The sequence below is a fragment of the Streptomyces sp. NPDC003036 genome, assembly GCF_040611175.1.
Lineage (GTDB): Bacteria > Actinomycetota > Actinomycetes > Streptomycetales > Streptomycetaceae > Streptomyces.
In genome coordinates, this window is the sequence record NZ_JBEXNO010000013.1 from 20,669 (window position 1) to 40,379 (window position 19,711).

General features: G+C 73.4%; 20 protein-coding genes. 10 read left to right on the forward strand and 10 right to left on the reverse strand.

Annotation, left to right across the window (positions count from 1 at the left end; translation table 11 throughout):
- Positions 1 to 53: 53 nt before the first annotated feature.
- A complete protein-coding gene (locus ABZX67_RS12040) occupies positions 54 to 1,775 on the reverse strand; it encodes a PP2C family protein-serine/threonine phosphatase (protein WP_355357753.1) in 1,722 nt (573 codons plus the stop codon).
- Positions 1,776 to 2,024: 249 nt separating this feature from the next.
- On the opposite strand from ABZX67_RS12040, the gene ABZX67_RS12045 reads away from it, so the two are divergent.
- Positions 2,025 to 2,390 carry an ANTAR domain-containing protein gene (locus ABZX67_RS12045; RefSeq protein ID WP_355357756.1) on the forward strand — a complete coding sequence of 122 codons (366 nt, stop codon included), beginning with the start codon at positions 2,025 to 2,027 and terminating at the stop codon, positions 2,388 to 2,390.
- Between the two features lie 67 nt (positions 2,391 to 2,457).
- Here the strand turns inward: ABZX67_RS12045 and ABZX67_RS12050 are convergent, their stop codons facing one another.
- Positions 2,458 to 3,576, reverse strand: a complete 1,119-nt coding sequence (locus ABZX67_RS12050; protein ID WP_355357759.1) for an aminoglycoside phosphotransferase family protein — start codon at positions 3,574 to 3,576, stop codon at positions 2,458 to 2,460.
- 234 nt (positions 3,577 to 3,810) lie between these two features.
- Between ABZX67_RS12050 and ABZX67_RS12055 the strand changes: the two genes are divergently transcribed.
- Positions 3,811 to 5,301 carry a hypothetical protein gene (locus tag ABZX67_RS12055; RefSeq protein ID WP_355357762.1) on the forward strand — a complete coding sequence of 497 codons (1,491 nt, stop codon included), beginning with the start codon at positions 3,811 to 3,813 and terminating at the stop codon, positions 5,299 to 5,301.
- 60 nt (positions 5,302 to 5,361) lie between these two features.
- Here the strand turns inward: ABZX67_RS12055 and ABZX67_RS12060 are convergent, their stop codons facing one another.
- Positions 5,362 to 6,861: a SpoIIE family protein phosphatase gene (locus tag ABZX67_RS12060; protein WP_355357765.1), complete on the reverse strand. Its 1,500-nt coding sequence runs from the start codon at positions 6,859 to 6,861 to the stop codon at positions 5,362 to 5,364.
- A 412-nt stretch (positions 6,862 to 7,273) separates the two neighbouring features.
- Between ABZX67_RS12060 and ABZX67_RS12065 the strand changes: the two genes are divergently transcribed.
- Together ABZX67_RS12065 and ABZX67_RS12070 are read left to right on the forward strand one after the other, a co-directional pair.
- Complete coding sequence (locus ABZX67_RS12065; RefSeq protein WP_355357768.1) at positions 7,274 to 8,299, forward strand: NAD-dependent epimerase/dehydratase family protein; 1,026 nt, start codon at positions 7,274 to 7,276, stop codon at positions 8,297 to 8,299.
- A 145-nt stretch (positions 8,300 to 8,444) separates the two neighbouring features.
- The gene (locus ABZX67_RS12070; RefSeq protein WP_355357771.1) at positions 8,445 to 9,323 is read left to right on the forward strand and encodes a hypothetical protein; all 879 of its coding nucleotides are present in this window, start codon (positions 8,445 to 8,447) and stop codon (positions 9,321 to 9,323) included.
- A gap of 23 nt (positions 9,324 to 9,346) precedes the next feature.
- Here the strand turns inward: ABZX67_RS12070 and ABZX67_RS12075 are convergent, their stop codons facing one another.
- Positions 9,347 to 10,147 carry a VOC family protein gene (locus ABZX67_RS12075; protein ID WP_355357774.1) on the reverse strand — a complete coding sequence of 267 codons (801 nt, stop codon included), beginning with the start codon at positions 10,145 to 10,147 and terminating at the stop codon, positions 9,347 to 9,349.
- A 222-nt stretch (positions 10,148 to 10,369) separates the two neighbouring features.
- On the opposite strand from ABZX67_RS12075, the gene ABZX67_RS12080 reads away from it, so the two are divergent.
- The gene (locus tag ABZX67_RS12080) at positions 10,370 to 10,885 is read left to right on the forward strand and encodes a hypothetical protein (protein WP_355357777.1); all 516 of its coding nucleotides are present in this window, start codon (positions 10,370 to 10,372) and stop codon (positions 10,883 to 10,885) included.
- 48 nt (positions 10,886 to 10,933) lie between these two features.
- Here ABZX67_RS12080 and ABZX67_RS12085 read toward each other — a convergent pair whose 3' ends face one another.
- The gene (locus ABZX67_RS12085) at positions 10,934 to 11,824 is read right to left on the reverse strand and encodes a ribonuclease BN (protein ID WP_355357780.1); all 891 of its coding nucleotides are present in this window, start codon (positions 11,822 to 11,824) and stop codon (positions 10,934 to 10,936) included.
- 128 nt (positions 11,825 to 11,952) lie between these two features.
- On the opposite strand from ABZX67_RS12085, the gene ABZX67_RS12090 reads away from it, so the two are divergent.
- Complete coding sequence (locus ABZX67_RS12090; RefSeq protein ID WP_355357783.1) at positions 11,953 to 12,954, forward strand: DUF3048 domain-containing protein; 1,002 nt, start codon at positions 11,953 to 11,955, stop codon at positions 12,952 to 12,954.
- On the opposite strand, the gene ABZX67_RS12095 is transcribed toward ABZX67_RS12090, so the two are convergent.
- From ABZX67_RS12095 to ABZX67_RS12105, 3 genes are all read right to left on the reverse strand, one after another.
- Positions 12,941 to 13,396: a DUF4383 domain-containing protein gene (locus tag ABZX67_RS12095; protein WP_355357786.1), complete on the reverse strand. Its 456-nt coding sequence runs from the start codon at positions 13,394 to 13,396 to the stop codon at positions 12,941 to 12,943. The genes ABZX67_RS12090 and ABZX67_RS12095 overlap by 14 nt on opposite strands.
- A gap of 84 nt (positions 13,397 to 13,480) precedes the next feature.
- A complete protein-coding gene (locus tag ABZX67_RS12100; RefSeq protein ID WP_355357789.1) occupies positions 13,481 to 14,560 on the reverse strand; it encodes a YihY/virulence factor BrkB family protein in 1,080 nt (359 codons plus the stop codon).
- Between the two features lie 30 nt (positions 14,561 to 14,590).
- On the reverse strand, positions 14,591 to 14,899 hold the full coding sequence (locus tag ABZX67_RS12105; protein WP_355357792.1) for a hypothetical protein: 309 nt from the start codon (positions 14,897 to 14,899) through the stop codon (positions 14,591 to 14,593).
- Positions 14,900 to 15,019: 120 nt separating this feature from the next.
- Between ABZX67_RS12105 and ABZX67_RS12110 the strand changes: the two genes are divergently transcribed.
- From ABZX67_RS12110 to ABZX67_RS12125, 4 genes are all read left to right on the forward strand, one after another.
- Positions 15,020 to 15,967 (forward strand): GNAT family N-acetyltransferase, encoded by a 948-nt coding sequence (locus ABZX67_RS12110; protein WP_355357795.1) that lies wholly within the window; start codon positions 15,020 to 15,022, stop codon positions 15,965 to 15,967.
- Positions 15,968 to 16,089: 122 nt separating this feature from the next.
- Positions 16,090 to 16,281 carry a hypothetical protein gene (locus tag ABZX67_RS12115; RefSeq protein WP_355357798.1) on the forward strand — a complete coding sequence of 64 codons (192 nt, stop codon included), beginning with the start codon at positions 16,090 to 16,092 and terminating at the stop codon, positions 16,279 to 16,281.
- A gap of 124 nt (positions 16,282 to 16,405) precedes the next feature.
- Positions 16,406 to 17,386: a TIGR03557 family F420-dependent LLM class oxidoreductase gene (locus ABZX67_RS12120; protein WP_355357801.1), complete on the forward strand. Its 981-nt coding sequence runs from the start codon at positions 16,406 to 16,408 to the stop codon at positions 17,384 to 17,386.
- 143 nt (positions 17,387 to 17,529) lie between these two features.
- Positions 17,530 to 17,970, forward strand: coding sequence for a DUF2267 domain-containing protein (locus ABZX67_RS12125; protein WP_355357804.1), 441 nt, complete (start codon positions 17,530 to 17,532; stop codon positions 17,968 to 17,970).
- A gap of 28 nt (positions 17,971 to 17,998) precedes the next feature.
- On the opposite strand, the gene ABZX67_RS12130 is transcribed toward ABZX67_RS12125, so the two are convergent.
- Together ABZX67_RS12130 and ABZX67_RS12135 are read right to left on the reverse strand one after the other, a co-directional pair.
- Positions 17,999 to 19,300 carry a phytase gene (locus ABZX67_RS12130; RefSeq protein WP_355357807.1) on the reverse strand — a complete coding sequence of 434 codons (1,302 nt, stop codon included), beginning with the start codon at positions 19,298 to 19,300 and terminating at the stop codon, positions 17,999 to 18,001.
- 131 nt (positions 19,301 to 19,431) lie between these two features.
- Positions 19,432 to 19,632, reverse strand: a complete 201-nt coding sequence (locus tag ABZX67_RS12135) for a hypothetical protein (protein WP_355357810.1) — start codon at positions 19,630 to 19,632, stop codon at positions 19,432 to 19,434.
- Between the last annotated feature and the right edge of the window lie 79 nt (positions 19,633 to 19,711).

The window sequence follows — 19,711 nt, forward strand, 5'->3', positions numbered from 1 at the left end:
CGCGACTCATGAATTAGTCATATAAGTCGTACTGGTGGGGGGTGGGGCCGTGCTCAGTCGACGCGTACGGCGAGCAGGCACGCGTCGTCGTCATGGGCCGTGCGCTCGTACTCGTCGGTGAGCCGGTCGATGATGCCCTGCGGCGGCAGACCACTGCTCCCGGTCAGCGCCCGCGCCAGCGCTTCGATGCCGTCCGTGATGTCCTGGCCGCGCCGCTCGACCACCCCGTCGGTGTACAGCAGCAGCACATCCCCGCCCTCCAGCGGGAACTCCGCCGTCTCGTAGTCATGGCCGGGCAGCACACCCAGCATCGGCCCCCGGTGGTCGGTCGGCAGCGCGAAGACATGGCCGTCGCGCAGCAGCAGCGGCGCCGGATGCCCCGCACACGTCCACCGGAACACCCGGTCGTCCCCGACGTGCCCCACGCACATGGTGGCCGTCGCGGGGGCGGGCTCACTGCACACCAGCTCGTTCAGCCACGTGGTGACGTCACCGGCGCAGGCGCCCGAGTGGGCGAGCCCCGCCATCGCGTACCGCTGCTGGGCCATCCGGGCCACCGCGTCCAGCCCGTGCCCGCTCGCGTCCCCGATCGCGATCAGCGCCCGGCGGTTCGGCAGCGGACGGCACTTGTACCAGTCGCCGCCGACAGCCGCGTCCGGCTCGGCCGGCAGGTACGCGGCCGCGGCCGTCAGCCCCAGCTCGGCCAGCCCCTCGGAGTACGTCGGCAGCAGCGCCTCGCGCAGGGCCGAGGCGACGTGCCGCTCCGCCGCGGCCTGCTGTCGCAGCTGCTCCGTCTCCACCTGCTTCTCCACCAGGCGGCGCCGGCTGCGCATCTGCGGAGTGAGGTCGCGGGCCACGATCTGCACCGCCCAGGGCCGCCCGTCCGTCCCGGCCACCGGCCGCCCCAGCAGGTCCACCGTGCGGACCTCGCCCAGCACCAGGAACCGGATCCGGGTCCAGGCGGGCTCCTCACCGGCGAGCACGGACGCGATGAACTCGCCGAACGGACTCACGTCCGCCGCCACCAGGTGATCGCACAGCTCCAGCAGCGTCCACGGCAGCGCCGGATCCGTACGGAAGATCCGCTGGAGCCCCTCCGACCACGACACCCCGCCCGACAGCAGGTCCCACCAGCCCCACCCCATGGAGGCCAGGTGCTGGGCGTCGATGGTGAGCAGCTCCGCCTGACTGCGCACCGGCCGCCAGGTCGTCAGCACCTGCTCGCCGCAGGCGGCCGCGTAGTGCACCAGCTGGACGCGCCTGAGCCTGCCGTACCGCTCCTCGGTGTAGTCCACCACCAGGCCGCCCAGCGCGCGCCCCGTCTCCAGGACCTCACTGAGCGCGGACAGCAGCCCGCTGGCGGCGGCGCCGGTGCGCGCCACCTCGAAGAACCGCTGCCCGACCTGCTGGTCCGGCGGCACCAGCCACTCCACCGAGCGGATGTGGTTTCCGGCCCGGATGACGAAGTCCGTGACGGCCCCGGAATCGTCCCGCACCGGTGCGAGGAGCGCGGCGGACACCGGGATGCCCGGCAGCGTGGCGCACAGACAGCGCCACGGGTCGTGGTCCTCATCCGCGTCCACGCAGCTGTGCGAGGCGCCGTGGCCCTGGCCGCACGGGCACTGCCTGGCCTCGCGGGCGCCCTCGCCGGGAGCCGGCGCGTCCGGGCGCCCGGGGGCGGGCGCGGCGGCATCCGTCGCCCTGCGCACATCGGCGCGGAGCGTCGTGATCTCCCGCTCGATGAAGGCCTTCAGCGACGCCACGTCGGACGGCATGGTCGCGGCCTCCCGGATCATAGACACCTGCAAACGGACATCTGCCGCGTATCCGGCACGGAGGGCGGTAAACGCCCGGCCACTCCACCGGCCGACACCGGGCCCGGTCGGCCGGAAGAAGGGCCGCCCACGATGGGACGAAAGTCCCTGCCCGGACGGGCCGTACGGCGTGCTTGCGCCCTCTGCGGTCGGGACACAACCCCGGCAGGCACACACCGCAGAGGAACAGCGGAGGAACGACCCCATGACGTGGAAGCCGACCGAAGGGCGGACCCGGCCGTGACGACCGCGCACCCCGTGGAGCGCACGGACACCGCACGCCTCGCCACCGAGGTGGACCAGCTGCGCCGGGCCCTGGAGAGCCGCGGCGTCATCGACCGCGCCCAGGGCATGATCATGGCGCTGACCCCCTGCCCGGCGGACCGGGCCTGGCAAGTGCTCGTGGAGATCTCCCAGCACGGCAACACCAAGCTGCGGGACGTCGCCGCAGCGCTGGTCGCCACCGCCGACGGCACCGCTCTGCCGTCGGACCTGTACGCCCCCTTCCACCGGGCCGTCCACGCGGCCCGCACCTCCCGCCCCTCCCGCGCCACACCACGGCACCCGCGCCCGTGAAACCAGCAGTGCGCTGTGCGCCGGTGTGTCGGCACCGGTCACACAGCGCACTCCCCTCCCGAGGTGGTCAGCGTGTGCCGACCGCGGCGCGCACGGCCCGGCGGGCCATGGCGCAGTCGTCGTGCAGCCGCCTCAGCAGCAGGCGCTGCTCCTCGCCCGCGGACAGGCCGCCCGGCTGAACCGGTACCGAGCCGACCGGCGGTGCCTCCCGTATCGTGCGCTGCACGGCCGTCTCGTACGTCCGGATCTCCCGCGTCAGCACCAGCATCAGGTTCACCAGGAACGCGTCGCGCGCCGCGGGCCCCGCCGCCTGCGCCAGCTGCGCGATCTGGCGCCGCGCCACGGGGGCGTCGCCCAGCACCGCCCACAGCGTCGCCAGGTCGTACCCCGGCAGGTACCAGCCCGCGTGCTCCCAGTCGACCAGCACCGGGCCCGCCGGCGACAGCAGGATGTTCGACAGCAGCGCGTCACCGTGGCAGAACTGGCCCACACCGCCCAGCCCGCCCGCGTGCGCCAGCCCATGCAGCAGCTTCTGCAGGTCGTCCCGGTCCCGGTCGGTGAAGAGCCCCAGCTCGTGGTAGCGGGAGATCCGCGAGGCGTAGTCCAGCGGAGCGTCGAACATCCCGGCCGGCGGCCGCCACGCGTTGAGCCGCGCGATCGCCCCCAGCGCGGCCCGTACGTCCGCGCGCGGCGGCGCCTCGAAGGGGTGGCGGCTGAGCGCCGCGGGCCGCCCCGGCATCCGCTCGATCACCAGCGTGCAGTTGTCGGGGTCCGCGGCGATCAGCCGCGGCGCCCGCACCGGCGGGCGGTGCCGGACGAAGGTGCGGTAGGCCGCGATCTCATGACGGATGCGCTCGGCCCAGGCGGTGGAGTGGTCCAGTAAAACCTTGGCGACCGCGGTGGCCCGTCCCGTCGTCCCGACGAGCAGGACGGAGCGGCTGCTGCGCCGCATCAGCTGGACCGGGTTGAACTCCGGGCAGATCCGGTGCACCGACGCGATCGCCTTGCGCAACTGCGCGCCCTGCGGACCGGACAGGTCGATCCTTCCACTGAGCGGCCCCGCCGCCGGTCCCGCCCAGCGCCGGGCCCGCACGGCCTGGGGTGGATCCGGATACGGCCCGCTGCCGGCCGGGAGGGTACGCGCGGGCCGGGGCGGGGCGGACACGGAGGACGATGCTGTGTACATGGGCGAGACAGATCCCTTCGTGTGCCGACGAGTTACGTACGCTGCCCCGGCCCGGCAACCGGCCGACACCCTGGGGAATGAGGGCCGGTTACCGGGGCGGGGTGGCGCTTTCCTACCTGACACCCGCGCGCGGGTGGCACACCATCTGGCGGACCCTGGCGAAGCCTGGCGAATAGTCGCCAGCCCTATGACAGCGGGCTAGTGTCAACTCAGCCGAGAACCTGGGGGCTTGACGTGACCGGAGAACCCAACACCCGCCTAGCAGATCTGTTCGGCCTGGCCGGCTGGTCCAAAGGAGAGCTCGCGCGGCTCGTGAACCGGCAGGCGGCGGCCATGGGCCACCCGCAGCTGGCGACCGACACGTCGCGCGTCCGGCGCTGGATCGACATGGGGGAGACCCCGCGCGATCCCGTGCCCCGGGTGCTGGCAGCCCTGTTCACCGAGCGACTCGGCCGTGTCGTGACCATCGAGGACCTCGGGTTCGTACGACACGGGCGCGCCGGGAAACGGCGGGACGTCAGGAACACCGACAACCCTGACGGGCTGCCCTGGGCGCCCGAGCGTACGGCTGCGGTCCTCACCGAATTCACGGGAATGGACCTCATGCTCAACCGACGCGGCTTGGTGGGCGCGGGTGCCGCGCTCACCGCAGGCTCCGTACTGACCAGCGCCATGCACGACTGGTTCCGCACCGACCCCGCACTCGGCGCGGACTCCCCGCGCCTCGACGACCCCCTGCACGCCGACCCGGCCGGGTTCGACCGCTACGAGGCCGCCCCCATCGGGTCCCAGGAGATCGAGGCGCTGGAACGCTCCGTCGAAGTGTTCCGCGCCTGGGACGCCGCCCGTGGCGGCGGGCTCCAGCGCAAGGCGGTCGTCGGCCAGCTCAACGAGGTGGGCGGCATGCTCGCCTACCACCACCCCCCGCACATCCAGCGGCGGCTGTGGGCCGTCGCCGCCAACCTCGCCGTCCTGGCCGGCTGGATGTCGCACGACGTGGGCCTCGAACCCACCGCGCAGAAGTACTTCGTCATCGCCGCGCACGCGGCCCGCGAGGGCGGCGACCTGCCGCGCGCCGGCGAGGCCCTCTCCCGCGCCGCCCGCCAGATGGTCCACCTCGGCCGCCCCGACGAGGCCCTGGACCTGATGAAGCTCGCCCGCGCCGGTTCGGGCCCCGAGATGCTGCCCCGCACGCACGCCATGCTGCACACCATCGAGGCGTGGGCGCAGGCGGCGATGGGCCACGGCCAGGCGATGCGCCGCACCCTCGGGGAGGCGGAGGAGCTCTTCGTCTCCGACCGCAGCGACGTGCCTCCGCCGAGCTGGATGCAGACCTTCAAGAAGGAGGACCTGTACGGGATGCAGGCCCTCGCCTACCGCACCCTCGCCGAGCACGAACCGGGCGCCGCGAAGCAGGCCCAGCACTTCGCGCAGAAGGCGCTCGCCCTGCGCATCGACGGCCGGCAGCGCTCGAAGATCTTCGACTACCTGTCGATGGCGTCGGCGTGCTTCATCGCCGACGACCCCGAACAGGCCGACCGGTACGCGCGCCTCGCCCTGATGTCGATGGGGGAGACCTCCTCGCAGCGCACCTGGGACCGGTTGCGGGAGATGTACCGGCTCACCGGGAAGTACGCGGACTACTCGAAGATCGAGGACCTGCGCGAGGAGATCCAGGTGGCGATGCCCAAGCCCGCGAAGAAGCAGCGGAACACCGAGATCTAAGACGTCGTTTCGACGTACCTACGACCGCCGTACCTACGACCGCCGAACCTACGACCGTGCCTACGACGGGTCGCCGATCCGGGCGACCATGACACAGGCGTCGTCCTCGCGCGGGCAGGCGCCGAACTCCTCCACCACCACCCGCACACACTCCTGCGCGTCGCGCGCTCGAGCGAACCGCGGTGCCATCCGGACCAGCCGCTCCGTCCCCTCCGTGCCGAAGGGGTCCGCACCCGTGCCGCGCGTGAGCCCGTCCGTGTGCAGGACCAGCACATCACCGGGGAGCAGCCGCACCTCGGTCTGCTCGTACGCCGTCTGCGGGGTCGCGCCGAGCAGCACGCCGTCCGGCCGCGTCAGCGCACGCCCCGTCCCGCCGCGGAACAGCAGCGGGGCGGGGTGTCCCGCCTGCGCCCAGGTCAGCGTGCCGGTCGCCGGGGTGTAGCGGCAGCACACCGCGCTGCCCAGCGCCGTGTGCGCCGACGCCTCCAGCAGCTGGTTCAGGTGTCCCATCAGGGGCCCGGGCCGGATCCCGGCCACCGCCATGCCGCGCAGCGCGCCCAGCAGCATCGCCATCGAGGAGGTCGCCGACACGCCGTGCCCGGTGAGGTCGCCGACGGACAGCAGCGTGTCCCCGTCGGGCAGCTCCAGCGCGTCGTACCAGTCGCCGCCGATCAACGCGCTGGAACCGGAGGGCAGGTACTGCCCGGCCAGGTCGAGGGCGGCGGGCCCGCCGTCCGGGAGGCGCAGCGAGCCGCGCCACGGCGGCAGGACCGCCTCCTGGAGCTCCACCGCCACCCGGTGCTCGGTCTGTTCGATGTCCTGGCGGCGGCGGAGCGACTCCCGTGATTCGCGAACCACCCGCTCACTGCGGCGCAGTTCGCTGACGTCCCGTAAAACGGCCCACATCGACGCCGTGCAGCCGTCCGCGTCGAGGACCGGCTCGCCCATCATGTGGAGCGTACGCACCCGGCCGTCGGTCCGGACGATCCGGAACTCGCCGTCGATCGGCTTGCCGTCGATCAGGCAGCCCGTCACCATCGCGGTCAGCGCCGCCTGGTCCTCGGCGAACACCATGGACGGCAGCTCGTCCAGCGACATCGGGCCCGACTCGGGAGAGCGGCCGAAGATCTGGAACAGCTCGTCGGACCAGGTCACTTCGTCGGTGAGGAGGTTCCACTGGGCGCTGCCGACCCGGCTGAGCAGCGCACCGGTGCGCGGCGGCGCGTCCGAGGGTGCTTCCCCGGCGCCCTCGCCCTCTTCGGCCCGTTCTTCGGCGGCCCGGGCGTCGGCGTCGGCGGACCGGGCGTCGAGGGCGCGGTCCTCGCGCAGCCCTTCCTTGAGCTGGCCCAACTGCGCGCCGAGGTCGTCCAGTTGGTGGACGGCGAGATCGCACAGCGCGCGCTGCCAGCGACCCTGCGGGTCGTCCTCGTCCGCGACGGCGTCCCGGCGTACGGCGTCGACGTCGCCCCGCAGTCGGCGGGTCTGCGAGATCAGCGCGTCCAGCGTGCCGCGCTCGGGCGGCTGCCCGGCGGCACGGTCCGCGAACAGATGGGACGGCATGTCGTACTCCGATACGGGCGCGGTGTGGCCAGGGTCTGAAATATAAGGACCGGTTACGACTGTTGCACAGGCCGCGATGGCCTGTAAGGGGTTTGGCAACACTCGATAGGGGGGTGCTTTTGGCATATGCCAAAGGCTCGGCGATTACCGGCCAACTCCGTCCGGAACGCGCCGTATCGAAGCCTTTCCGCTCCGTCACGGCAGGCGTCGAGCCGGACCTGCCCCAGCGCAGGTCGCGTGCGAGGCCGCTGCGGAGCGGGATTTTCCATCCCACCCGTAGGAGTGCGTCCCGCGGTCACGGCATTGACGGCGCGCACGTGGACGGCCGCCGAGCGGGTACCCGGAGCGTCCCGGCGCGGTGCCGGGGGCACGTCGATCCGTACGTCCGTACGATCCGTCGGAGGGCAGGACCGTGAGCATGGAAGCCGGCAAGAGGGTCGTCGTCACCGGAGCCACCGGCAACGTCGGCACCAGCGTGGTGGCGGCGCTGGCCGACGACCCGCAGATCGCATCCGTACTGGGCCTGGCGCGCAGGCTGCCCGGCTGGTCGCCGCCCAAGACCGACTGGGCGGCCGTGGACCTCTCCGAGGACACCGACCTCGTCAGGCACTTCGAGGGCGCCGACGCCGTGATCCACCTGGCCTGGGCGTTCCAGCCGACCCACGACCCGGTCAGGACCTGGCGCACCAACGTCCTCGGCAGCCTCCAGGTCTTCCGGGACGTCGCCTCCGCCGGCGTGCCCGTCCTGGTCCACGCCTCCTCCGTCGGCGCCTACTCGCCGGGCCCCAAGGACCGGACCGTCGGTGAGTCGTGGCCCACGCACGGCTGGCCGGAGGCCGCGTACTGCCGCGAGAAGGCGTACCTGGAGCGGGTGCTGGACTCCTTCGAGGTCCGCAACCCCGGCGTCAGGGTGGTGAGGATGCGCCCGGCGTTCCTGTTCAAGGAGGAGTCGGCGAGCGAACAGCGCCGGATCTTCGGCGGGCGCTTCCTGCCGGGGACGCTGGCCCGCCCGGGAGCGGTCCCCTTCGTGCCGGACATCCCCGGGCTGCGGTTCCAGGCCCTGCACACCGACGACGCGGCGCAGGCGTACCGCCTCGCGCTCGGCCATGAGGTGGGCGGCGCCTTCAACATCGCCGCGGAGCCCCCCATCGGCGCCGAGGAACTCGCCGACCTGCTCGGCGCCCGGCTCGTCCGCGTGCCCCGCCCGGCCGTCCGTGCCGCGCTGGCCGCCGCCTGGAACCTGCGGCTGGTGCCCGCCTCGCCGCAGCTCTTCGACGCGGTGCTGCGCCTGCCGCTGATGGACTGCACCCGCGCCCGGGTCGAGCTCGGCTGGCACCCGCAGCGCAGCGCGCTCGACGCGCTGGAGGAGCTGCTGCGCGGCATGCGGACCGGCGCCGGCCAGGACACCGCGCCGCTCGCGGGCCGCAAGGTCGGCTGAAGGCCGGCCGACGCACGCGCCCCCGTCCGGCCTCGTCGTGCTCCGTCGCCGGATGTGACCCGATCCGTACCCTCCGCACGGGTGACGACGGCTCCCTCAGCGGGCAAGCCCTAAGGAGACAGGTGTCGGGTCGAAAGGGGCCGCCGTGCCGGACAGACGCCCTCGCGGCTACCAGCCCGGCTGGCAACCGCGCCCGGCGACCGAGCAGTTACTGGCCGAGGTGGAGATGGTCCTCGGCCGCTACGCCGCACAGCTGCCGCTGACCATCCGGCAGATCTGGTACGCGACGGTCGCCGACGGCGCGCTCGCCAAGCAGGAGCGCACGTACAGAAGGCTGGTCGACATGCTCGGCATGGCCCGCCGCGCCGGCCGCATCTCCTGGCTCGCGATCGGCGACGACGCCGACCCCGCCGCCGAGCCGCGGACGTTCGAAGGCCCGATCGGCTTCCGGCGGGCCGTCGCCGACGCCGCCCGCGCCTACCGGCTCGACCGCCAGGCCGGTCAGGAGGCGCGCCTCGAAGTGTGGTGCGAGCCGGCCGGTCTCGTACCGCAGCTGACGGCCGTCACCGACCCGTGGGGCGTGCCCGTGTACGCGGGCGGGGTCCTCACCTCCCTGTCCGGCAGGCGCGCCGCCGCGCGCCGGGCAGCGAGCGGCGGACACGGCGCCGTGTGCGTCATGGTGGTCAGCGACTGGGACCCCGGGCGGCAGCACCTCTTCACCTCCCTCGCCGAGGACGTCAAGGCCTTCGCCTCGCTCGACGCCCCCGACGTACGCGTCGACTTCGAACGCCTGGCCGTCACCGAGGCGCAGATCGCCGAGCTGCACCTGCCGTCCGCCCCTCTGCGCGCCGGCGCCGCCGCCACCCAGGCGGAGGCCATCCCGCCGGACGTCCTCGCCGCGCTCGTACGGGAGGCCATCACCCGCCGCCGCGACGACGACGTCCTGGCCGCCGTCCTCGCCCGGGAGGAGGCCGAACGGCGCATGCTGCTGGACCAGCTCGGCGGGCTGCCGGCGGGGGCGTAGCCCGGCGTACGGGGCCGGCCGGCTCACTCCGCCAGCGTCTGGGTGGTGACGACGAACAGGCCCCCGTCCGGGTCGCGCAGGGTGGCCTCCACGCCGGGCTCGTGGTGGACGACGGAGGCGCCGTGCTCCCGCGCCACGCGCACGCACGCGTCGACGTCCGGCACGGGGAAGTAGACCTGCCAGCGCGGGCGGATCGACGGGTCCGGCGCGGCCTCCAGCGCCCCGGAGCTGAGCCGGGCGACGACGCGGCCGCCGCTGCGCAGGACGACCTCGTCCTCCTCGTACTCGACGTCGCAGCAGCCGGGACGCCCGCTCGCCCAGTCCAGGATCTCCCCGTAGAAGATCGCCGCCTCGAAGGCGTCACGGGTCTGCAGCCTCACCCAGGCGGGTGCCGCGTCCCGCCAGTTCTCCCAGCCCGTCAGCAGCTGGCCCTCCCAGATGCCGAACACCGCCCCGTCCCGGTCGGCCGCGAGGGCGCCGCGCCCCATCGCGAAGGACACCGGCCCGACGGCGACCGTGGCGCTGCGCTCCCTGATGCGGGACGCCGTCTCGTCGGCGTTCTGGACGGCGAAGTACGGGGTCCAGGCGACGGCCATCTGCAAAGCGCCCGCCAGGGCGCCCATCCCGGCCACCGGTTTGCCGTTGGCGAGCGCGACGCTGAACTCCTCGCCGAGCCGCGCCGGACGGTACGTCCACCCGAGCACGGCACCGTAGAACTTCTGCGCGGCGCTCAAGTCGTGGGTCATCAGGCTGACCCAGCACGGGGCGCCGTACACGGCCTCGCTCGAGGTAACGCCCTTGGTCGCTGTCGGTTTCGTATTCATGTGCAAACCGCCCTGTGTCACCATGCCGCTCTGCCCGGATGTCCATCCTTGCACTGTTTACAAGGGCGGTCCTGTTTCGCCCGGCTGTTTGCCTGCCCACCCGCTCGGGCTCCACGCGTCCTTTTCCAGGCGCGGGCCGGCGCGGGCCCCGAGGAGCCACTTGGTGTGTACCTGACGCTAAAGTGCGGTGGTTCGCTCAGACGTTCGGTGAAGGGGTGGGGTATGAGCACGCAGCTGAGGGAGAGAGCCGGGGAGTTGGCCGCGGTGCTGTGGCGCGAGCACACCGTCTACCGGGACCGCGCCGGGGGAGTGGTCATCCGCGGCGAACACGTCGAGCGCTGGATCAGCCTCGCCCCCGCCGGCGGCCGCGACGAGGTCCTGCTGCGCGCCGGCCGCATCCTGGACGGCGGCACCACCGCCCCGGCGCGCTCCGAGGTGATCATGCCGCTCTCCGCCTCCACGGCGGAGCTCGCCGCGGCCTGCCGCCGCCTGCTCGCCGACACCGCCGCCGACGCCGCGCCCCGGACCGGCCGCCCGGCGGACGGCCGCAGCCCCGGCCGCGACCGCAAGCCCGGCAGGCGGGAGCGCAAGCACGAGCGCCGGCAGGCCCGCCTGCGGCGGCGGGCACAGCGGCGGCAGCGGCTACAGCAGCGGCACACGAGCCTGCGCTCGTGGGTGGTCCTGGCCTGTGTGGCGGCCGTCGTCGCGTACTACCTCTCCAGCGTCGGGCTGATCTGACCGCCGACGGAGCACACCACCGGCCGGTGGCGGCTCCATGGCGGCCGTCTAGGGCCGCCGCCGCGCCCGGACGCGGTCCCGCCACCGCCGCGCGATCCGCTCCAGGTGCCAGCGCTCCTCGTACAGCAGGCGCCCCACCAGTGAGCCGCCGAAGACCACGAAGCCGACCCCCACAAGCCAGGACTGCACGACCAGCATGGTGCCGACGGGGCCGTACGCGACCGTGTTCGAGGCGATCAGCGGGGAGAACACCAGCCGCGAGAAGCCCCGCAGCCCGGCCAGCCCGATCACGGTCGCGACCGCGCCGGGCAGCAGGGCCCTCCAGGGCAGCCGCCCGCCCAGCAGCAGCCGCTGCGACCACCAGAAGAACAGCACCCCGGTCACCACGGCCACCGTGGCCCGCCAGGTGAGCTCGCCCGCGTCCGCCGGCCGCGTGGCCACGTGCGCGGACAGCAGCAGGTAGCCGATGAGGACGGCGAGCCACACACCGTGCCGCCACATGGTGTGCCAGCGCGCCGCGGGCAGCTCCCACACCTTCTCGTACCCCGTCTGCACGACACCGCCGAAGGTCATCCCGAAGACCGCCAGCGCCGCGATACCGAAGCCGGTCGTCGACTCCAGCGCCCGCCCCGGCGTCGCGAACAGCCGCCGCACCTCCATGTCCGCCGGGGTCGACACGCCGAGCCCGTCCGAGATCCAGTCCGCGAAGCCCTGCCCGTTCGCCGGGTCGGCCGCCGCCACCACGATGAGCAGCGGCACCAGGGTCAGCAGCCCGATCGCCGCGAACCCCATGGACCGGTGCATCAGCTCCAGCTCGTTGCCCCGGCGCCACCCGCGCCCGGCGGCCGAGCCGTGGAAGGCGCCGTACAGCCGGCCGAGCCGGTCCAGCCGGCCGGCCCACCATCGCCGGCCCTCGGCACCGGAAGACTTCTCGGGCATGGGAGTCGCATACCCCGGCGGCGCCCGCCGCTACGGCCGGTCGCGCAGGAGACCCCGAATGGACGCCTCCGCGCAGCTCTGTCCCGGCGCCCGTTTTCGTGGTGCACTGGTGGCAAGGAGCTGGGCCGATGGGTACGAAGCGCAAGCCGGGACCAGCAGCGGCAGGGGTCGCCGTGGCGGTGTGCGCCGCCGTGGCCGCCGGGCTCTACGGCTGCTCCTCCTCCGACCGGTCCGAGCCGCGCGGGGTCTCCCCGAAGCCGCCCGCCTCCACCCCGGCCGGCGTCTCGCCCTTCACCGGCCTCCCGGCCCGCTCCGGTACGCCGGTCCTCGCCGTAAAGATCGACAACGTGCGCCCGGCGCGCCCGCACACCGGGCTCGGCGCCGCGGACATCGTCTACGTCGAGCAGGTCGAGGCCGGGCAGAGCCGGATCCTCGCCGTCTTCTCCTCCCGGCAGCCGCCGACGGTGGGGCCGGTGCGCAGCGTCCGCGAGTCGGACATGGAGCTGCTGCGGCAGTTCGGCCGCCCGGCGCTCGCGTACTCCGGCGCGCAGTCGAAGCTCCAGCCCCTCATCGACGCCGCGCCCCTCTTCCCGCTCGCCCCGGCGGACGCGCCGGGCGCCTACGTCCGCGGCGGCGACCGCCCGGCGCCGCACAACCTCTACCTGCGCCCCGACCGGGCCCTGGCCGCCGCGCCGCAGGCCGACAAGGCGCGCGACATCGGCTTCCGCTTCGGCGCCGCTCCGGAGGGCGGCCGGCAGGTCAACGAGCACACGGTCCGCTACCCGGCGGCGCGCTACACCTTCACCTGGTCGGAGAGCGGCAAGCGGTGGCAGGTGGCCATGGACGGGACGCCCGCCCGGACCACGGACGGCGGCCCGATGGGCGCCCCCACCGTCGTGGTGCAGGACGTCGAGGTGCGCCCCTCGAAGTTCCGGGACCGGTCGGGAAGCGTCTCGCCGTACACCGAGACCGTCGGCTCGGGCGACGCGCTCGTCCTGCGCGACGGCCGGGCCCACGACGCGCGGTGGAACCGGCCGGCGCCCGAGAGCGGCACCACCTTCACCACACCCGCCGGGCAGCCGCTGAACTTCGCGCCCGGTCAGGTGTGGATCGTGCTCACCGCCCGCTGACCCGGGCGCGACGGCGGGTCAGCACCACGCCCAGCAGGACCATCAGGGCCCCCAGGGCGAAGTGCAGCCAGTTGTCGGCCGTGTTGACGGGGATGAAGTTGGCGCCGCTGTCGTGGTCGATGAAGAGCCCGTACAGCCACAGCGCCAGGTAGACGACCCCGCCGCCGATGAGGAACGCCCGGGCACCGGACACGGACCTGGACATGGCGAGGCCCGCGATGCCGAACAGCAGGTGCACGAGGTTGTGCAGGATCGACACCTGGAAGACGCCCAGCAGCTTGGCCTCGGAGTGGTGCTCAGCGAACTCCATCGAGCCGTAGTCGGTGGTGATGCCCGGGATGAAGCCCAGCACCGCCACCAGCAGGAAGACCAGCCCCACCAGGAGCGCGGCTTGCTGGACGGGGCTGCGGGGAACGGCGGTCGTACGCGGTGATCTGGTCATGACGGGAAGCCTCCTCGTCGGGGCGGTGCCTCCGGGCCCCGCCACGGGGCCCGCGGCGCCCGGGTACCCCTCCTCGGCGCCCGCTCACTCCATGCGCCGACGGTCCTCATCGGTCCACTTGCTGGTGTCGCGCGGCTCCACGTACGGCTCCTCGTCCTCCGGGTGGCCGCCGTCGATGGCGCGCTGCCGGGCCAGCTCCGCGTCGAACTCCAGGCCGAGCAGGACCGCCAGGTTCGTGATCCACAGCCAGATCAGGAAGATGATCACGCCGGCGAGGGTGCCGTAGGTCTTGTTGTACGAGCCGAAGTTCGCCACGTACAGCGCGAAGCCGCCGGAGGCGAGCAGCCAGATCAGCAGGGCGAGCAGGCTGCCCGGGGTGATCCAGCGGAAGCCGCGGCCCCGGGCGTTGGGCGCGGCCCAGTACAGGATCGCGATCATGATGGTGACGAGCAGGACCAGGACCGGCCACTTCGCGATGGACCACACGGTCATCGCGGTGTCGCCGAGGCCCAGCGCCGTACCCGCCTGCCGGGCGAGCGTGCCGGTGAAGACCACGATCAGCGCGCTGACCAGCGCCAGGACCATCAGCGTGACAGTGAGCGCCAGCCGCAGCGGCATCACCTTCCACACCGGGCGGCCCTCGGGCATGTCGTACACCGCGTTCGACGCGCGGATGAACGCCGCGATGTAACCGGAGGCCGACCACACCGCGGCCAGCAGACCGACCACGGCCATGACCGAACCGACCCCCGCCGAGCCCTGCAACTGCTGCACCGCGTTGGTGATGACGTCCCGCGCCGCGCCGGGCGCGAACTTCTGGAGGTTGTCCAGCACCGACTGGGTGACCGAGTCGCCCGCGAGGCCCAGCAGCGAGATGAGGACCAGCAGGGCCGGGAAGAGCGAGAGCACCCCGTAGTACGTCAGGGCCGCGGCCCGGTCGGCGAGCTCGTCGTCCTTGAACTCCGCGAACGTCCGCCGCAGCACGGCCCCCCAGGACCGTTTCGGCATCTCGGTGGGCTGGTCGGGCGCCCGGTCCTGGACCTCGGGGTCGGGACCGGGGCGGTCGTCGGGGGGAGCGCCGCGGTGGCCGCCGTCGCCCTGGCCGGGGCCGGTGACGGGGGGCTCCGGCTCGTTCCTGTGCTGCCGTTTCGTCATCCGTGCCATGGGTTCGCGGGTAACCGCCCGGACGGTGGTTCAACCCTCCCGGGGCCGGTCCGGCTCTTCCCCGGTGCCGCCGGTGCCGTCGGCGCCGCCGGTCCCGCTGGTTCCGCCGGTCTCCAGGGGCTCCAGGGTGGCGGCCACGTACTCGGCCTCCCGCTCGGCCTCGGACATGTCGGGGACGAGGAAGCCGTCCCCCTGCCGCTCGGGCGACCGGCCGCCCTCGGCGAGGCGCTCCCGCCACTGCTCGGCGAGCTGCTGCTGCCGCTCCGCGGATTCCCGCTGGACGCGCGCCCGGCTGGCGGAGGTGAGGGCCGTCAGGAAGTCACGGAGAACGTCTCTCATGGTGCCAGTGTTCTCCCGTTCGGCTCCCGTGACACCCGCGACTCCCGCGACACCCGCACAGCGACGGTTCGCGCGTAAAACGGTTTGCGCGCCGTGACACCGGACACCGACAGTGATCCGATGCACGAAGCACCCCAACCGACCGTCCGGGCCGCCCGGCCGGATGACGCGCCGCTGATATGCGAGCTGCTCAACGCCGTGGACACGATCGAGACCGGCGCGCCCGACACCGAGCTCCACAGCGTCGAGGCCGACCTCGCCCACCCCGACGTGGACCTCGCCGAGGACTCGTGGCTCGCCTTCGAGGACGGCCGGCTCGTCGCCTACGCGCTCGTACTGCCCGCTTCCAGGGCCGAGCGCGTGAACATCGACCACTACGTCCTGCCCGCGCACCAGGCCGCCGGCGCACGGCTGCTGGGGCTGGCCGAGGAGCGGGCCCGTGCCCGGGCGGCCGGCAGCGGCGCGGACCGGGCGGTCGTCCACCTCCACCTGAACCACGAGCCGACCACCGACACCGCCCTCCTCGACGCCCGGGGCTGGCGGCGGGTGCGGCGCTACCACGTCATGAGCCGGGCGATATCGCCGCAGGGCGATCCGGTACCCGAGCCGCCCGCGGGCGTGACGCTGCGCGACTGCACCGACGAGGCCGACCGCCGCCGCGCCCACGCCCTCGTCGAGGAGACGTTCGCCGGGCACTTCGACCACCGGAGCCGTACGTACGAGCAGTGGCTCCACGACATGGACGCCGCGCAGTGCGACTGGTCGCTCGTCTGGATCGCCGCCCTGGAGGGCGCCGGCGACGCCGCCGTGCTCGTCAGCCGCAACGACCGCGAATCCATGGCCTGGGTGAGCAACCTCGGGGTCCGCGAGGACGTGCGCGGCCGGGGCCTCGGCGGCCACCTCCTGCGGCACGCCTTCGGCGCGTACGCGGCCCTGGGCCGCGAGACGCTCGGCCTGGGCGTGGACACGCTCAACGAGACGGGTGCCCTGCGGCTCTACGAGGCGCACGGGATGCGGAGGGAGTACGCCGTCGACACCTGGGAGGTGACGCTTCCGGTGACGGCCTGAGCCCGAGGCGCCCGCGCGACCCCCACGGCGGATCATGGGCCCGTACACTCGTGCCCGGCTTACCCCAGCGGCGGGGCGAGCGACCGAGCGACCAACACGCTTTGACGGAAAGGTATTTCGACATGGACTCCGCTGTGCTGGGCGATGCCCCGATCTACGACAGGCTGATAGCGGAAAGAGGGGACGTCCCCACCGACGTCCGCCGCGTCGCCGAGGAGACCCTCACGCAGGTGGGTCGCGCGATGGACTTCAGCGGGCTGGGGCGGCAGGCGTACACGCCCCGCATGCCCTTCCCGCCCGCCCCGACGGGCTGACGGGGCCGACGGGCCGACCGGCGGCGTACGGAGGTCCCGGCGGGCTGCACACGGTGCGGACCGCCCTCACCCTTTCGCCCTCCGTCCTGTTACGGCCGTGCCCTGCGGGGTACCCCTCAGCCCCATGGAGATCGGTTACAAGCTCGCGGCAGAAGCCTTCGGACCCGGTGAACTGGTCAGGCAGGCGGTCCTGGCGGAGGAAGCGGGATTCGACTTCGTCGAGATCAGCGACCACTTCCACCCCTGGCTGGACAACCAGGGGCACTCGCCCTTCGCCTGGACGGTGCTGGGCGCCATCGCGGCCCGGACCAGCCGGATCGGGCTGGCGACCGGTGTCACCTGCCCGACCGTCCGCTACCACCCCGCGATCATCGCGCAGGCGGCCGCGACCCTCGCCGTCCTGTCGGACGGCCGGTTCGTCCTCGGCGTCGGCTCCGGCGAGCGGCTCAACGAGCACGTCGTCGGCACCGGCTTCCCCGACGCCGTCAGCACCCGCCACGAGATGCTCCGCGAGGCCCTGGAGATCATCCGCCTGCTGTGGCGCGGCGGCTACCGCTCGTACGAGGGCAAGCACCTGCGTCTCGCCGACGCCCGCGTCTTCGACCTGCCCGCCGAGCCGCCCCTCATCGCCGTCGCCGCGAGCGGCGCGGCCTCCACCCGGATCGCCGCCGAGCTCGGGGACGGCCTCTTCGCCACCGAGCCCAAGCCGGACATCGTCCGCCAGTACCGCGAGGCGGGCGGCGGCGGCCCCCGGTACGCGGAGGTACCCATGGCGTGGGCGCCGGACGAGCACACCGCGGCACGCGCCGCGCTGGAGACGTCCCGGTGGGCGGTGACGGGGTGGAAGGTGATGAGCGAGCTGCCCAACCCCGTCAACTTCGACGCCGCCACGACGACCGTGCGCGAGGAGGACATCCTCGGCCAGTTCGCCTGCGGGACGGACCCCGAGCGGTACGTGGAAGTGGCGCAGGGCTTCGTCGACGCGGGCTTCGACCGCCTGGTCATGCAGAACGCGGGCCCCGACCCGGACGGCTTCATCGACTTCTACCGCAGCGAGCTCGATCTGCGGATGCGTCAGCTGAAGGCCAACGGGGAGGCGGCCTGAACACGGGGGTGCGGGGGTCGGAACCCGGGTGCGCCGGGTCGACACTGAGTCGAGGGTTGTCAACTTTCTCATGGGCGAGCTATATAAAAAGCCGTAGGGCATCCCACGCAGTGAGGAAGACGAGAAAGGCGACTCGCACACCCATGCTCACCACCGTCCCGGCCCCGCGATCCAACGCGCCCCTGTCGTACGACGACCTGGTCGACCACGTGAAGCGCAACGGCCTGTACGCCACACGAGCGCAGGCGGACGCCATCACGCGCAGCGTGCTGGCGGAGCTCGGACGGCAGGTGACCGGCGACGAACGGGTGGAACTCGCACAACGGCTCCCCGCCGAAGCGGCACGCGAGTTCGCCTCTCAGGTCCCCGAGCCCCAGGCGGTGTCCGGCTTCGGCTTCGTCCAGCAGATCGCCGCCCGCACGGGCGCGGGCCTGGGCGCCGCCCGCTGGGACACCGGCTCGGTCCTCCGGGCCGTCGCCCGCCTCGCCGGCCCGGACCTCCTCGGCCGCCTGCTCGCCCAACTCCCCGACGGCTACGCCCTGTTGTTCGGCCAGGCCCAGCTGACCCGCCCCCAGGCCGCCTGAAGGCGGGGGAGGGGGCGGGCCGGGCCGGTCAGTCGTCGACGGCGTCCAGTACGTCGCCGAGGTCCACGAACGTGAAGCCGGTGGCCGCGCGGTCCCCGTCGGCCGGGGTGTCGTGCCCGTCCTGGACGACGAGCAGGCCGCGCGGGTACCGCGTGCCCAGCGGGGCATTGAGCACGGCGGCGCCGTCGCACTCCTCGGAACCGTCCAGGGCGGCGGACGCGGCCGTGACGCGGAAGCCGCCCTCGTACTCGTTGGCGTCCGCCACCTCGCGGTCGTAGAGGGCGAAGGTGTCGTCACCCTGGCTGGAGGCGAGGAGGTAGCCGTCGCCGTCCGGCTCGGTGAGCAGGGTCAGCCCCTCGACATCGGCCGACAGGCGTGAGCCGCCGAAGCCGGGGTCGCTCCCCGCCACGCACTCGTCGCTCTGCTCGTCGTACACCGCCGGCACGCCGTACTCGCGTACGCGGTCGACCAGTTGAGGCGCCGACGTGAGGTCCGCCCGCAGGCGCCAGATGCCGACGTCCTCCTGACCGGCGTACAGCACGCCGTTGGCCGGGTCGACCACCATGCCCTCGACCTGCGGCAGTTCGCCCGGCTCGGCGCACGGCGACCAGGACGACCCGTTCGGAAGCGGGAAGGCGGAGGGCAGGTCCAGCGAGCGGACCTTGCGGTAGCCCACCGTGCCGTCGGCGCCGGCGGTCAGCTCCAGCAGCGCGATGCTCGTGCGCTCGCGGCGGCTGACCAGGGCGTACGAGCGGCCGGTCGCCCGGTCGGTCCAGGTGGCCAGGCCGTACGCGGTCCGCTGCTCCTCGATCTCGCTCTCGTCGGCGGAGAAGACGGGCGCGGCGGCGGGGTCGGTGATGTCGACGAGCGGGCCGCCGGGCGCGCCGGGCCGGATGCGGTAGAAGCGCAGCCGGTCGTTGCCGCGGTCCGTGGTGACGGCGACGTCGGCGCGCCCGGCGGGCAGCCGCAGACCGTGGACGAGGTCGACGTTGTTGAACCGCCCGCCGGGCGGTGTCGCGAGGGACTGCACGGGGCGGGCGTCGAGGTCGTAGACCCGCAGGCCGCCTTCCTTGGCCGTACCGATGACCAGGCTGCGCCCGGGGTCGGCGGTGTTGCGCCAGATGGCGGGGTCGTCCGCGTCGGCGTTGCCGCCCGCTTCGTCGTCGTGGAGCGTGGGCGTCTCGGCCCGGGGGACGACGAGCGGCAGCGACGCCTCGGCGCCGTCACCGCTCGCCCGTGCCGGCGGTGCGGTGGTGGCGAGGACCGAGAGCGCGGCGAGCGCCGCGACCGATGCGATGACGACCGGGTGGGGACGGCGGACCCTGATCACGCATGAACTCCTTCACGACCGAGGACATCACGACTTCGCCCTGGAGCATGGTCCGCTCCCGCGGCGCCGGAACGTCTCCCTTCCGTGAAGGAGATGTACATGACGTGAACGCGACGGATTCGGCCGAAGCCCTACGCGTCCGGCGCGTCGTCCTCTTCCGGCGCCTCCTCGCCGTCGAGGCTCGTGGTGGCCGACTCCAGGGGGCCGAGCAGGTCCGGGGTGCTCAGCCCGCCGCCTCCGGGAGCGGCTTGGGCGGCGGGGGCGGGGCTGAGGGCGGCGACCGCCGCTCCGACGGCGAGGGACGCGACGGCGAGCATGCTGCGCTTCTTCATGCCCGGTTCAACCGCCGAACCCGGTCCGGCGTCACGACCCGAGCCGCCTCCGCGCGGATGTGCGAATGTACGGATGTGC